Origin of the sequence: Sulfitobacter profundi (assembly GCF_042661425.1) — a bacterium.
GTDB lineage: Bacteria > Pseudomonadota > Alphaproteobacteria > Rhodobacterales > Rhodobacteraceae > Sulfitobacter > Sulfitobacter profundi.
Map to the genome: position 1 here is coordinate 1,090,630 of NZ_JBHSWA010000001.1, position 12,429 is coordinate 1,103,058.

12 protein-coding genes and 3 pseudogenes are annotated in these 12,429 nt (G+C 60.1%); 7 read left to right on the forward strand and 8 right to left on the reverse strand.

The genetic code is table 11. The features are described 5' to 3' along the window. Window positions 1–3 precede the first annotated feature (3 nt). Window positions 4–576: a nitroreductase family protein gene (locus tag ACFQAU_RS05725; RefSeq protein ID WP_132444801.1), complete on the forward strand. Its 573-nt coding sequence runs from the start codon at window positions 4–6 to the stop codon at window positions 574–576. After that, window positions 567–1,301, forward strand: coding sequence for an EI24 domain-containing protein (locus tag ACFQAU_RS05730; RefSeq protein ID WP_120350131.1), 735 nt, complete (start codon window positions 567–569; stop codon window positions 1,299–1,301). The genes ACFQAU_RS05725 and ACFQAU_RS05730 overlap by 10 nt, the downstream gene beginning before the upstream one ends. On the opposite strand, the gene ACFQAU_RS05735 is transcribed toward ACFQAU_RS05730, so the two are convergent. Together ACFQAU_RS05735 and mce are read right to left on the reverse strand one after the other, a co-directional pair. Then, window positions 1,234–1,527 carry a DUF1467 family protein gene (locus tag ACFQAU_RS05735; RefSeq protein WP_120350130.1) on the reverse strand — a complete coding sequence of 98 codons (294 nt, stop codon included), beginning with the start codon at window positions 1,525–1,527 and terminating at the stop codon, window positions 1,234–1,236. The two genes, ACFQAU_RS05730 and ACFQAU_RS05735, sit on opposite strands and share 68 nt — an antisense overlap. Window positions 1,528–1,529: 2 nt before the next feature. Then, window positions 1,530–1,934 carry a methylmalonyl-CoA epimerase gene (gene mce / locus ACFQAU_RS05740; protein ID WP_132444803.1) on the reverse strand — a complete coding sequence of 135 codons (405 nt, stop codon included), beginning with the start codon at window positions 1,932–1,934 and terminating at the stop codon, window positions 1,530–1,532. 126 nt (window positions 1,935–2,060) lie between these two features. Here mce and ACFQAU_RS05745 point away from each other — a divergent pair. Further along, window positions 2,061–2,779 (forward strand): annotated as a pseudogene (locus tag ACFQAU_RS05745) (response regulator). Window positions 2,780–2,800: 21 nt separating this feature from the next. On the opposite strand, the gene ACFQAU_RS05750 reads toward ACFQAU_RS05745, so the two are convergent. Beyond that, the gene (locus ACFQAU_RS05750) at window positions 2,801–3,523 is read right to left on the reverse strand and encodes a GNAT family N-acetyltransferase (protein WP_120352133.1); all 723 of its coding nucleotides are present in this window, start codon (window positions 3,521–3,523) and stop codon (window positions 2,801–2,803) included. 151 nt (window positions 3,524–3,674) lie between these two features. Here ACFQAU_RS05750 and ACFQAU_RS05755 point away from each other — a divergent pair, with 151 nt between their 5' ends. From ACFQAU_RS05755 to ACFQAU_RS05770, 4 genes and pseudogenes are all read left to right on the forward strand, one after another. Further along, window positions 3,675–3,848, forward strand: a complete 174-nt coding sequence (locus ACFQAU_RS05755; RefSeq protein ID WP_165935564.1) for a hypothetical protein — start codon at window positions 3,675–3,677, stop codon at window positions 3,846–3,848. Window positions 3,849–3,907: 59 nt separating this feature from the next. Next, window positions 3,908–4,384 (forward strand): hemerythrin domain-containing protein, encoded by a 477-nt coding sequence (locus ACFQAU_RS05760; protein ID WP_120350127.1) that lies wholly within the window; start codon window positions 3,908–3,910, stop codon window positions 4,382–4,384. A gap of 112 nt (window positions 4,385–4,496) precedes the next feature. Beyond that, the gene (locus ACFQAU_RS05765; RefSeq protein WP_132444807.1) at window positions 4,497–5,129 is read left to right on the forward strand and encodes an MT-A70 family methyltransferase; all 633 of its coding nucleotides are present in this window, start codon (window positions 4,497–4,499) and stop codon (window positions 5,127–5,129) included. A 115-nt stretch (window positions 5,130–5,244) separates the two neighbouring features. Continuing rightward, window positions 5,245–5,843: pseudogene (locus ACFQAU_RS05770) on the forward strand (BglII/BstYI family type II restriction endonuclease). Between the two features lie 29 nt (window positions 5,844–5,872). Here the strand turns inward: ACFQAU_RS05770 and aspS are convergent. From aspS to urtB, 5 genes and pseudogenes are all read right to left on the reverse strand, one after another. After that, window positions 5,873–7,648 carry an aspartate--tRNA ligase gene (gene aspS / locus ACFQAU_RS05775; RefSeq protein WP_120350126.1) on the reverse strand — a complete coding sequence of 592 codons (1,776 nt, stop codon included), beginning with the start codon at window positions 7,646–7,648 and terminating at the stop codon, window positions 5,873–5,875. 158 nt (window positions 7,649–7,806) lie between these two features. After that, window positions 7,807–8,500 (reverse strand): annotated as a pseudogene (gene urtE, locus ACFQAU_RS05780) (urea ABC transporter ATP-binding subunit UrtE). After that, window positions 8,487–9,242, reverse strand: a complete 756-nt coding sequence (gene urtD, locus ACFQAU_RS05785; protein WP_067623736.1) for an urea ABC transporter ATP-binding protein UrtD — start codon at window positions 9,240–9,242, stop codon at window positions 8,487–8,489. The pseudogene urtE and the gene urtD overlap by 14 nt, the downstream one beginning before the upstream one ends. Next, window positions 9,239–10,420: an urea ABC transporter permease subunit UrtC gene (urtC, locus tag ACFQAU_RS05790; RefSeq protein WP_132444809.1), complete on the reverse strand. Its 1,182-nt coding sequence runs from the start codon at window positions 10,418–10,420 to the stop codon at window positions 9,239–9,241. The genes urtD and urtC overlap by 4 nt, the downstream gene beginning before the upstream one ends. 3 nt (window positions 10,421–10,423) lie before the next feature. Beyond that, the gene (gene urtB, locus ACFQAU_RS05795; RefSeq protein WP_132444811.1) at window positions 10,424–12,352 is read right to left on the reverse strand and encodes an urea ABC transporter permease subunit UrtB; all 1,929 of its coding nucleotides are present in this window, start codon (window positions 12,350–12,352) and stop codon (window positions 10,424–10,426) included. Between the last annotated feature and the right edge of the window lie 77 nt (window positions 12,353–12,429).

A 12,429-nucleotide genomic window follows, 5' to 3' on the forward strand; every position in this document is an offset into this window, starting at 1 on the left:
GCAATGCCGACACCTGATCCCGCCACCCTCGCCTTTCTGCAAAACCGCCGCTCGCGCCATGCCAAGACGCTTGGCCTGCCGGTGCCCGATGCCGAGGCGCTGCGCCCGCTTCTGACCGCCGCCGCCCGCACGCCGGATCACGGCAAGCTGGAGCCGTGGCGTTTTGTCGTCATCGACCGCGCGGCGATGGCGCGATTGGCCGAAGTGGCTGAGAAACGCGGCGCAGCCCTTGGCCTCGGGCCAGAGGACACCGCCAAGGGGCGCGGCCAATTCGATCAAGGCAACCTCGCCGTGGCGGTCATTGAGGTGCAAAAACCTTCGCCCAAGATCCCCCCACTGGAGCAGACCTATTCCGCCGGGGCCGTCTGCCTTGCGCTGCTCAACGCGGCGCTTGCCGCAGGCTGGGGGGCAAACTGGCTCAGCGGTTGGCCTTCCCATGACCGCGGCTTCATGGAGGAAGGCTTTGCCCTCGCCCCGCATGAGCGTATCGCGGGGATCATCCATATCGGCACCGAAACCGCCGCCCCACCGGAACGCCCGCGCCCTGACATCGACGAGATCACGACATGGCTGTAAACGCGATCCTGCGGTCCTTTACCCGCGCGCTTGGCCAATTAGGCGATGCGCGCTTTCGCAAAGTGGTCCTGCTCGGCGTCGGCCTGTCGCTGGCGCTGCTGGTCGCGGCGACGGCGGGCTTTGCCTATCTGGTGGATTGGATCACGCCCGAAGACGCTTGGCTTCCGGTACTGGGCGAAGTCAACTGGCTCGATGATCTGCTGAGTTGGAGCGCGCTGATCCTGCTGATGGTGCTCTCGGTCTTTCTGATGGTGCCCGTCGCCTCGGCGATTACCTCAATGTTTTTAGATGACGTGGCCGATGCGGTGGAAGAGGTTCACTACCCGCATCTGCCCCCGGCGCACCGTGTCGGCATCGGCGATGCGATCCGCGATACCGTCAACTTCATGGGCGTGCTGGTGGGGGCAAACCTGCTGGCGCTGATCCTATACCTGCTCTTCGCCCCGGCGGCGCTGTTCATCTTTTGGGGGCTGAACGGGTTCTTGCTGGGGCGCGAATATTTCACCCTCGCCGCGCTGCGCCGCCATGGGCGGGACGAGGCGAAACGCCTGCGCCGCCGCCATGCGGGCACGATCTGGCTGGCCGGGGTTCTGATGGCGGTGCCGCTGTCGGTGCCGCTGCTGAACCTGCTGATCCCGATCCTAGGGGCGGCAACCTTTACCCACCTGTACCATGCGTTGGTGCCGCATTCGGATGCAGCCAGCCTTCGATATCCGCCACGCTGATCCAGCCCGACAGGATGACCGTGGCGCTGATCGCCCAGATGATTGCGGCCACCAGCGTGGTCCACAGCGCCTTGCGCCCCAGATGATGCTGCGCTGGCGCGCCCGCATGGGTGCCGGGCACGACCTCGCCTGCGTCCCCTTGGGTTTGCACCCGAATCGGCAGGGCGACCATGAATGTCATCGACCAGATGACGGCAAAGAGCACGAGGCCCGAAACGATCCCCATGCTCAGACCTCCTCAAGCTCGACGAGCGCGCCGTTGAAATCCTTGGGATGCAGGAACAGCACCGGTTTGCCATGGGCGCCGATCTTGGGCTCGCCCGAGCCCAGCACCCGCGCGCCGGTGGATTTCAGATGATCGCGCGCCGCGATGATGTCGTCGACCTCATAGCAGATATGGTGGATGCCACCCGACGGGTTCTTTTCCAGAAAGCCATTGATCGGGCTGTCATCGCCCAAAGGATGCAGCAATTCGATCTTGGTGTTGGGCAGTTCGATAAAGATCACGGTCACCCCGTGATCCGGTTCGGCTTGTGGCGCGCCGACCTTGGCGCCAAGCGCGTGTCGATACTGATCCGCCGCCGCATCGAGATCCGGCACGGCGATGGCCACATGGTTAAGACGTCCGATCATCTTGGGTGCTCCTCGTGATTTGCCAGCTTTATGCCCGCCCGTCCGCTGAACAACAATGCGTCACGTTAACGCGTCGTTAGCCAACGCGGCGTAACGATTGTGCAGCAGAAGTTGTTGGAGGCGAATATGGACGACACCGACCCTTTCGAAAGAACCACTCCCACCCCCACGGCGGAACGACCGCTGCTGGGCCTCACCGTTTTGGTGGTGGAAGACAGCCGTTTCGCTTGCGAGGCGATGCGCCTGCTCTGTCTACGCTCTGGCGCGCGGATCAGGCGGGCAGATAGTTTGCGCTCTGCCCGGCGCCATCTACAGGTCTATCGCCCCGCCGTGGCGCTGGTCGACCTTGGCCTGCCCGACGGCAGCGGTCTGGACCTGATCGCCGAACTCACACAAAGCACGCCCCGGGTGGAAACGATCATCGCCATATCTGGCGACAGCCATATGGAGCCTGATGCCCGCGCGGCCGGGGTCGATGGGTTTATCGCGAAGCCGATTACATCACTGTCATCCTTTCAGCAGGCCATTCTGAAAACCCTCCCCGAAGAGCGTCGCCCCGTGGGCCTGCGCGCCCTCCCGGATGAAGATGTCTCCCCGGATCGATCGGCTTTCAAGATGACATTGCCCATATCGCGGGCGTCCTCGGCGGCGAACCGGATGAGCCCACGCTTGATTATGTCGCGCAATTTCTCTGCGGCGTTGCCCGCTCCGCGAATGACCTTAGGCTGGAAGAGGCGGCAAGGGCTTTGGCACATAAACGCGCACTCGGCCAACCCGCGGGCTCAGAGGCCGCGACCATAGCCGGAATGATCCAGATTCGATTGACCGAAAAAATTGCGATTTAACCCATCCGGCAGGCAGGCCACTTAAAGCATCGGGTCGCTCGTTACACGAACAAGGCGGGTCAGATCGCCGAGCCGTTCCTTCTGTTGCCCCTGCCCGTCAAAATTACTGGGGGACAGCCAAGCTTCGAACGCCTCTTTCAGCGCGGGCCATTCCGTGTCGATCGCGGCGAACCAAGCCGTGTCGCGGTTGCGCCCCTTGACGATGGTCGCTTGCCGAAAGACACCCTCATAGCTCAACCCCAACCGCTGAGCGGCGCGGCGGGACGGACGGTTGAGCGCGTCGCATTTCCACTCGAACCGTCGGTAGCCCGCCTCAAAGGCCCATTGCATCATCAGGAATATCGCCTCGGTCGCCGCGGGGGTGCGCTGTAGGGCGGGGCTGAAGTTGATGTGGCCCACCTCGATACTGCCTGCCTCGGGCTTGATCCGCAGAAAACTTGCCACGCCCGCCCATTGATCCCGCGCGCGGTCTTTCACTGCCATGAAATACGGATCAACCTGCGCTGCACTATCGCGCACCCAGCGGTGATACTGCGCCGCCGAAGAGAATGGCCCGTAGGGCAGATAATCCCAAACGTGGTCCTCCCCCACATAGGCGGGGTAGAGCAGCGCGGCGTGTTTCTCTGCCGAAAGCGGCTCCAACACGACATGGCGCCCGGAGAGCACCTCACCGGCGGGCCGTTGGGGCTCGGCCCAATTCTCTATCGTGGGCCCGACAGGGCGCGGGTCTGATCTGCTGTTCATAGCAAAGTTATGCACCGCGCTTATCGGGCCGCCAAGATGAATAAACTTGAAATAATTCCACCAGACCCCAGTCTTGGCATCCAAGCTACACATTCATGCCACATTCAGCTTGCAGCATTATGCTAAACCCAAGCGACCCCCGGAGGGTGATATGACCCAGCACCACGCCAAGGACAGCGCCAAACCCGCAAAGCCGGTCGATTGGATCGTCGTGGGCGCGAATGTTCTGGGGCTGGTGGTCGTTACTTTGGCGGCATTTCACGCCCATACAGGCGGGCTGTTCCAACAGGTCGCCGGCCAAGCGGCGAAGGGCGCGGTCTTCTAGGGCGGGAACCTGCCGGTGGCTTCGGCGTTAGCCACAGGTAACACCAAAGGATTTTTCCCATGCCCTCTATCTACGACGCGATCAAAGAAGATCATGATGAACACCGCGCCCTGCTCAACACCATTGCCGACACCGAAGGCGACAGCGCCGAGCGCCGCAAGGCTTGGGACCGTTTTTACCATGACGTGAAATCCCACGCCGCCGCCGAAGAAGAGACCTTTTATTCCACGCTGATGTCCGAAACATGGGGCCAAGATCACGCGCGCCATTCGGTTCACGAACACCAGCAGCTTGACGATATCATGGAAGAGCTGCGCGAAACCGATATGTCGTCCTCTGCTTGGCTGACTCGTTTCAAGCAACTCAAGCATGACTACGAGCATCACATGGACGAGGAAGAAGACGAGCTTTTCACCCGCGCCAAGAAGGTCATCGGCGAGGAACATAACGACGCCTTCGGCGACAAGTTCCTGAAGCGTAAGGAAAAGGAAGCCAAGCTCATCGAGGAAAAGCGCGAAGACAGTCTTGAGGATTGACCGGACACGCTCTTACCTGATAAACGTGTTCTCTTAACGTTCTTGTGGATATCCAGCCCCTCTGGGCAGGTAGCGGTTGCAAGAAAGCCCGAGGAAACGCAATATATTGGATATGAGCGATAATCCATCACAAGACCTACGCGACTTTCTGGGCAAAGACCGGTTTGGATGCGTCATGGCGGACCCGCCGTGGCGCTTCACCAACCGCACCGGCAAGGTCGCGCCCGAGCATAAGCGCTTGGCCCGTTATCCCACGATGACGGTGGATAACATCTGCGCCCTGCCCGTGGCCGATCACCTCGAAGACCGCGCGCATTGTTACATGTGGGTGCCGAACGCGCTGTTGCCCGAGGGGCTGCAGGTGCTCAAGGCCTGGGGATTTGAATATAAATCAAACATCATCTGGCACAAAATCCGCAAAGATGGCGGCAGTGACGGGCGCGGCGTGGGTTTTTATTTCCGCAATGTGACCGAAATTTTGCTGTTCGGCGTGCGCGGCAAGAACGTGCGCACCTTGGATGCCGGGCGGCGTCAGGTGAACATGATGCAGACCCGCAAGCGGGAGCATTCGCGCAAGCCGGATGAGCAATATGACCTGATCGAAAGCTGCTCTTGGGGCCCCTACCTCGAACTGTTCGGGCGCGGTGTCCGCGAGGGCTGGACCGTTTGGGGCAATCAGGCCGAGGCGGATTACAAGCCCGATTGGAAGACCTACAGCTACAATTCCAGTGTCGCGGCTGAGTAATCTGGCGCGGCGCATCGACGACGCGGTTTTTGACGATGAAAGGCTCGTCGAAGACCTGCTGCCCGTCGATCTGCGCGATCGCTACTCCGTCACCAGCTACCGCAGCGCCGCCGCCGTGCTACAACAGCGCGCGCCCGAAGAACTGGCCGCGATCATCCGCGTGCTGCGGCAGTTCACGATCAGCCGCAATGAAATCCGCGCGCCGGGGGCAACCGCATGTCGGCCACCACCCGTTTCGCGCAATATGCGGCGGCCGAGAATTTCCACGAAGAGGTGCGCATCAAAGCCGATCTGTTGGTGCAACTTACCGCTGGCAAGGGCGACAGTGCCCCCGAGGTCGACCGCATCATCCGCGAGGACTTCATCCACAACCATATGGTCGACTTTTGGCGCAGCCGCGTTGCTTTCGACTATGAGTGGAACAGCAAAGACCAGACCTACGACCGTGACCTCTATGCCTTTCGCAGCTTTTTTGAAGCGGGGGTGATCGACGTTGGCGTCATCGTGACGCGCGAACTATCGAACGGTTTTTTCAAATCACTCGGCAATTGCTTGGATAAATTCGGCAATGAGACCGACAAGACCGTAAGCGCGAAGTTCGGGGCCAGCACCACCGGCACCCATAAACTTATCAGCCGCATCGCCGCCGGGCGCAGCGGCGGCTGCCCGGTTCTGGTGCTGGGCATCCTACCGGGCAATATCACCCCCGACTAAGCCGGGGATGACGCTTCATTCAGACAGGATCACTCCTGCGGGATGACCCGCAGACCCAGTTCCATCAGCTGATCGCTGGTGGGTTCAGAAGGCGCGTTCATCATCAGGTCTTCGGCACGCTGGTTCATCGGGAAGAGGATGACTTCGCGGATGTTCTGCTCTTCGGCCAGCAGCATGACGATCCGGTCAATACCGGCGGCACAACCACCGTGGGGCGGGGCGCCGTATTGGAATGCGTTGACCATGCCGCCAAAGCGCTTGCGCACCTCGTCTTCGCCATAGCCTGCGATCTCAAACGCCTTGAACATGATCTCGGGCTTGTGGTTTCGGATCGCACCCGAGACCAGCTCATAGCCGTTGCAGGCCAGATCATACTGGTAGCCCAGCACTTTGAGCGGATCGCCTTGCAGCGCTTCCATCCCGCCCTGCGGCATGGAGAAGGGGTTGTGCTCGAAGTCGATCTTGCCGGTCTCTTCGTCACGCTCGTAAATCGGGAAATCCACGATCCATGCAAAGGCGAAACGTTCTTTGTCGGTGAGGTTCAACTCCTCGCCGATCACGTTCCGCGCGCGGCCTGCGACTGCTTCAAACGACTTCGGCTTGCCACCGAGGAAGAAGGCCGCGTCGCCGACACCCAGATCCAACTGCTGGCGGATCGCCTCGGTGCGCTCGGGGCCGATGTTTTTGGCCAGCGGGCCAGCCGCCTCCATCCCGTTGCCCTGATCGCGCCAGAAGATATAGCCCATGCCGGGCAGACCTTCTTTTTGAGCGAAGGCGTTCATGCGGTCGCAGAACTTGCGGCTGCCGCCTTTGGGCGCGGGGATCGCGCGGATTTCGGTGCCGTCCTGCTCCAGCAACTTGGCGAAAATCGCGAAGCCGGAATCGCGGAAATGGTCCGAGACCACCTGCATCTTGATCGGGTTGCGCAGGTCGGGTTTGTCAGAGCCATACCACAGCGCCGCGTCTTTGTAGGAAATCTGCTCCCAGGTCTGATCGACCTTTTTGCCGCCGCCGAACTCTTGGAAGATGCCTGCGATCACCGGCTGGATCGTGTCGAAAACGTCCTGCTGGGTGACAAAGGACATCTCCATGTCGAGCTGGTAGAAATCGGTGGGCGAGCGGTCGGCGCGCGGGTCTTCATCGCGGAAGCAGGGCGCGATCTGGAAATATTTATCAAAGCCCGAGACCATCAGCAGCTGTTTGAACTGCTGCGGCGCCTGCGGCAGGGCGTAGAACTTGCCGGGGTGCAGACGGCTGGGCACGAGGAAGTCGCGCGCACCTTCGGGGGAAGACGCGGTGATGATCGGCGTCTGGAACTCACGGAAGTTCTGATCCCACATGCGCTTGCGGATGGAGGTCACAACGTCGGAACGCAGCGCCATGTTCTTTTGCATCTTCTCACGGCGCAGGTCGAGGTAACGATAGCGCAGGCGCGTCTCTTCGGGGTATTCCTGCTCGCCGAAGACCTGAAGCGGCAGTTCAGCGGCGGAACCCAGCACTTCGATGTCGCGCGCATAGACCTCAATCTCGCCGGTGGGCAGCTTGGGGTTCACAAGGCTTTCGTCCCGCGCCTTTACGGTGCCATCAATGCGCACGCACCATTCCGCGCGGACCTTTTCCATCTCGGCGAAGGCCGGGCTGTCAGGGTCGCAGATGACCTGAGTGATCCCGTAATGGTCGCGCAGGTCCAAAAACAGCACACCGCCGTGGTCCCGCACCCGGTGCACCCAGCCGGACAGGCGCACAGTGTCACCCTTGTTCTCAAGGCTCAGATCGGCACAGGTATGGCTGCGATAGGCGTGCATGATGGTCCCTTCCTAGGGCTATTTCAGGTTTCGCGCAGGTACACCGTTTGACGGTCGGGAAGTCAAGACTTTGCTGCCCCGCCGCTCCACAATAATAGAAGGGTTTTGTGCCTTACGGGCAAGCCGGGCCTGCGCGCAAGACGGGCAACAGCGATCACTTATAGCGCAAGCGCGTCCAAGAGTTGCGTGCGTTGGGCTTCGGATTTTGGGATCGATTGGGTGATTTTGCCGCGCTGCATGACGTGGAAATGATCGGCATTGAGGTAGGCAAATTCGAAATTCTGCTCCACCAGCACAATGGCCAATTCCCCCGATCCCGCAGAAGGCGAATGGTGTGGCCAATCATCTGGATGATATTGGGCTGAATTCCTTCGGTCGGTTCATCCAACAGCAGCACCTTAGGGCGGGCAATAAGCGCCCGGGCGATGGAAAGCTGCTGTTGTTGCCCACCAGACAAGTCCCCCCGCGCCGGGCCTTCATCTCAGCGAGGACCGGAAAAAGCTCAAAAATGTCATCCGGGATCTTATGCTCGGATTTGGGAAGGCAGGCAAAGCCCGTTTCAAGGTTCTCTTGAACGGTCATGAGCGGAAATATCTCGCGCCCCTGTGGCACATATCCGACGCCCGCTTTGGCCGACAGGGCCGCACGGCCCGGTTGCAATTCCTCACCATCAAGGCTGATCCGCCCGCCCGAAAAAGGATGCCGCCCGGCGATGGCTTTCAGCAAGCTGGTTTTGCCGACCCCATTGGTGCCCGTCACACAGGTCACCTGCCCCACGGGCGCGTTCAACGTGACCTCATGAAGTATCTGAGATTGCCCGTATTTCAGGTTTAGGTTCTCAATCTCCAGCATCGCTGCGCCCCAAATAAACGTCAATAACAGTCTGGTTGCTGGTGACATGATCCAGCGACCCTTCGGCCAGCACCGATCCTTCGTGCAACACGGTCACCTTGCAATTCAGCCGCCGCACAAACTCCATGTCGTGTTCCACCACGATAACGGCGCGGGTCTCGGCGGCCTTTTTCAGGATGTCTGTGGTGTGTTCGCGTTCATGCGCCGTCATGCCTGCGGCGGGCTCATCCACCAGCAGCAAGCGGGGCGATTGCGCAAGCAGCATCCCGATCTCCAGCCATTGCTTTTGCCCGTGGCTTAACTCTCCGGCGGGGCGGGAGAGATGGGCGGTCAGGTTGATCTCATCGGCGATCTTTTCAAGCCGCGCCGCCCCTTCCGAGGTCTTGCGGTGGAACAGCACCGAGAATGTACCACGCGGGTTCTTTAGCGCCATGGCAAGGTTTTCGCGCACGGTTTGCGCCTCAAACACTGTCGGCTTTTGAAACTTGCGCCCAATCCCAAGCATCGCGATCTGGCTTTCCGACATGCCAATAAGAGAGCGGCTGTCATCACCAAACAGAATATAGCCTTCATCCGGCTTTGTCTTGCCGGTGATGATGTCCATAAAGGTCGTCTTGCCCGCGCCATTGGGGCCGATCACCGCGCGCAATTCCGGTTCACCGATCTGTAGACTAAGGTTCTTGATCGCCTGAAACCCGTCAAAAGATTTCGAAATTCCGGACATTTCCAAAAGAGAACTCATGACTTGCGCACCAGTTTGTCAAAGAGGCCGCCGATGCCCTTGGGGGCAAACAGCGTGATAAGTACAAAGCTCAGGCCAAGCAGCACCAGCCACCAATCGACCCAGTGGATCGTATAGACCCCCAGATTGATGCTGGGCGCGCCGCCGCCCGTAAACCAACTGGACAAAAGTGAGACCACTGCCGCACCGATCACCGCACCGTAGAGCCGGCCACGTCCGCCGATGGCGACCCATACCGCGAGATAGATCGACGCGATGGGGGCGATTTCAGCCGGGTTGATGATGCCCGCTTGCGGGTAATAAAGCGCACCGGCGATGCCTGCGACGATGGCGGTGATGGTGAAAACGAAGAGTTTATAGCTCTCTACATGGTAGCCCAGAAAACGAACGCGCGATTCATCGTCACGGATGGCTTGGATGACATTGCCCAGCTTGCTGTCGGTGATCCATGCGAAAAACAGATAGCCCAGAGCAAGCGCCAAGGCAGAGGCGAGGAAAAAGACGATGGAGACCACGTCTTGGCCGCTTTCGGCGAAGCCGGGGATGTTTTGCAGGCCCGACAGACCGTTGTTGCCACGCAAACCGCTGTCGTTCTGAAACAGGTAGAGCGCGAGCGCCAGTGTCATGGCTTGGGTCAGGATCGACAGGTAAACGCCGTTGACGCGGCTGCGGAATGCGAGCCAGCCAAAGACCAGCGCAAGGGCGCCGGGGATCAGCACGACGAAGGCCAATTGGATAAAAAGGTTGTCCGCGAAGGCCCAGATCAATGGGAATTCCGATGAGCCGACGACACCGAAAATCTGGTTTCCGATGGCGTCTGAAATCTCTTGCGGGGTTGGCGGGATGACCTGACCTGCGAGGCTTTCCGCGACGATGTTTTCCGTCCGCGCATACATGAGCCACATCCCGATGGCGTAGCCGCCGACCCCGAAAAAGGCGAAATGACCGAGGCTAAGGATGCCGCAATACCCCCAAACGACATCCATCGCGATGGCCACGAGGCAAAGACACAGGGCTTTGCCCAATGTCTTGACGAAGGAGGTTGAGACAAGACCGGTACCGGCGGCTTCGGACATCACCGTCACAAGGACTGTAAAGAGACCCAGTGCGCCAAGGAAGTAGAGAACCGAAGGATTGCGGCCGATGAAAGACCGTCGTTGGCTGTGCGTCTGGGTCATGGCTCAATCCGCCGCTGCCCGGCCTTTGGGGGCGACGATGCCCTTGGGCCGGAATTGAATGAACAGGATGATGAAAAGGATCATGTAGGTCTGTGCCGCCAGTGTGTTGGACGGGTTCAACCACTCGATCCCCTTTTGCAGGAAGCCAATCAGCCCCGCTCCGGCCAGCGTGCCGAATACCGATCCAACACCGCCCACTACGACGGTCATGAAGCTTTGCACGATATAGTTCGCGCCCATTTCAGAGGTGACCTGCGCATAAAGGCCGATGCCGACGCCCGCGACCCCTGCGATTCCCGACCCCAGCCCAAAGGTCATCATATTGATGCGGTCAGGGTTGATGCCCATTGAAGCCGCCATGCCCGGGTTTTGCGTCACCGCGCGCACCTCCAAACCAAGGCGCGTGCGCTTGAGGATATACAGCAGCAAAAATAGAAAGATCAGCGCCAGCACGAATATGGCAATGCGGATGTAACTGATTTGAACCACATCCGAGATCACGAGCGCGCCCCGAAGCCACTCAGGCGAGGTCAACGGACGGGCCTGCGTGCCAAAGATATTCTTAGCGATTTGCTGCAAGGCGATTGAGATGCCGAAGGTCGCCAACAAGGTTTCAAGCGGGCGATGGTAGAGATGCCGGATCACCAGCCGCTCCATTGCGACACCCGCCCCAAAGGTAACGGCAAAGGCTAGCGGCAGCGCGATGAGCAGCGAGACCGTGTAGTCAGGGACGATGAGTTGCACGACATAGCCCGTATAGGCGCCCATCATGATAAACTCGCCATGGGCCATGTTGATGACCCCCATCTGCCCAAAGGTGATCGCCAGCCCAATCGCTGCGAGGAAATAAATCGAGGCCAGCGACAAACCGTCCAACGTCAAATCAAAGGTCTGCGCCCAGCCGACCTGCGTCTCAACCGCGTCAAGCGTGGTGCGGGCAGCGTCGGTGATCGCCCTGTCATCCTCTTCGTAGCGTTCATAGAAGACGGCATTCTGCAGGGCGGTGACGATATCATCCGGCGTTACCAACGGCGGGACGGTCCCCGCCTCGGCAAGCGCGCGATACGCATCCATCCGCCTGTCCGGGTCGTCCAATTGCGCCAAAGAGATGCCGCCGACGCGGCCATCGACGATATTGGCTTCAAGGGCGGCGCGAATATCACCGGGCGGCACGATTGCAGGGGCAAGATCAGCTTCGACCAGCGTCTCATAGCTTGCCGAAGGGTCCGCCATGGGGTCAAGAATGCGGGCGATGTTACCCTCGGGCTGCTCTGCCGCAACGCCTGTCCTTACAGATAGAATTTGGTTCAGCACCGCGCGGGCTTCGAGAGAGGTATCGGAAGACAGACTTTCGATCGCACGATTGCGCGCCTCGGGGGCCGCTCCGAAGCGCGCGGTCAAGAAATTGCTCAGTTGCTCTTTGCGGGCGCGCAGGATGGGATCATTCTCTCCTTCGAGCGAGGCCAAGAGCGGGTCAAGCTGGCTGGCATCACTGCGTCGCGCGATGCTTTCAAGGGCGGCGCTGCGGCGTTCGGGGTCGGGATCAGACAGTTGGAACTGCACCAATGCCGTGCCGATGACACGCCGCACACCGCCGTTGGGGCGCAGCTGGCTGAAACTGTCCGAAGAAGCCGCTGTCTCTTCGCCCGTATCAACGTCGCGCAGCGCGAGTGTATCGCCGGCTTCCTTCGCAAAGTAGAACAGGCCCGTTGCATCGTCTTGCCAGACGCTCCGCTCGGCCCATTGCTCAAGAAAAACAGGAACCTGCGGCAGGCCCGATGCCACCAGATCGTCCAGCAAAACGCCGACCGATTTGCGCGATGGCTTGGCCACCTCTTCGGCGTGGGTCTGCAATACAGACTGAAGTTCCTGGGCTGAAGCAAGACTGACGGATGTCAGCAAGCACATCAGGCTGAGCAGTATTCGAACCATGAGATATGGGGCTTTCGGACGGAAAGAGTGTTTAGAAAGAGTGTCGGGCGCGGCTGAGGACGCGCCCGACTGTTGGC

What these genes read in the sequence shown, in the direction of transcription:
- ACFQAU_RS05725 (WP_132444801.1), top strand. Translation starts at nt 4, where the DNA reads ATGCCGACACCTGATCCCGCCACCCTCGCCTTTCTGCAAAACCGCCGC.
- ACFQAU_RS05730 (WP_120350131.1), top strand. Translation starts at nt 567, where the DNA reads ATGGCTGTAAACGCGATCCTGCGGTCCTTTACCCGCGCGCTTGGCCAA.
- ACFQAU_RS05735 (WP_120350130.1), bottom strand. Translation starts at nt 1,527, where the DNA reads ATGGGGATCGTTTCGGGCCTCGTGCTCTTTGCCGTCATCTGGTCGATG.
- mce (WP_132444803.1), bottom strand. Translation starts at nt 1,934, where the DNA reads ATGATCGGACGTCTTAACCATGTGGCCATCGCCGTGCCGGATCTCGAT.
- ACFQAU_RS05750 (WP_120352133.1), bottom strand. Translation starts at nt 3,523, where the DNA reads ATGAACAGCAGATCAGACCCGCGCCCTGTCGGGCCCACGATAGAGAAT.
- ACFQAU_RS05755 (WP_165935564.1), top strand. Translation starts at nt 3,675, where the DNA reads ATGACCCAGCACCACGCCAAGGACAGCGCCAAACCCGCAAAGCCGGTC.
- ACFQAU_RS05760 (WP_120350127.1), top strand. Translation starts at nt 3,908, where the DNA reads ATGCCCTCTATCTACGACGCGATCAAAGAAGATCATGATGAACACCGC.
- ACFQAU_RS05765 (WP_132444807.1), top strand. Translation starts at nt 4,497, where the DNA reads ATGAGCGATAATCCATCACAAGACCTACGCGACTTTCTGGGCAAAGAC.
- aspS (WP_120350126.1), bottom strand. Translation starts at nt 7,648, where the DNA reads ATGCACGCCTATCGCAGCCATACCTGTGCCGATCTGAGCCTTGAGAAC.
- urtD (WP_067623736.1), bottom strand. Translation starts at nt 9,242, where the DNA reads ATGAGTTCTCTTTTGGAAATGTCCGGAATTTCGAAATCTTTTGACGGG.
- urtC (WP_132444809.1), bottom strand. Translation starts at nt 10,420, where the DNA reads ATGACCCAGACGCACAGCCAACGACGGTCTTTCATCGGCCGCAATCCT.
- urtB (WP_132444811.1), bottom strand. Translation starts at nt 12,352, where the DNA reads ATGGTTCGAATACTGCTCAGCCTGATGTGCTTGCTGACATCCGTCAGT.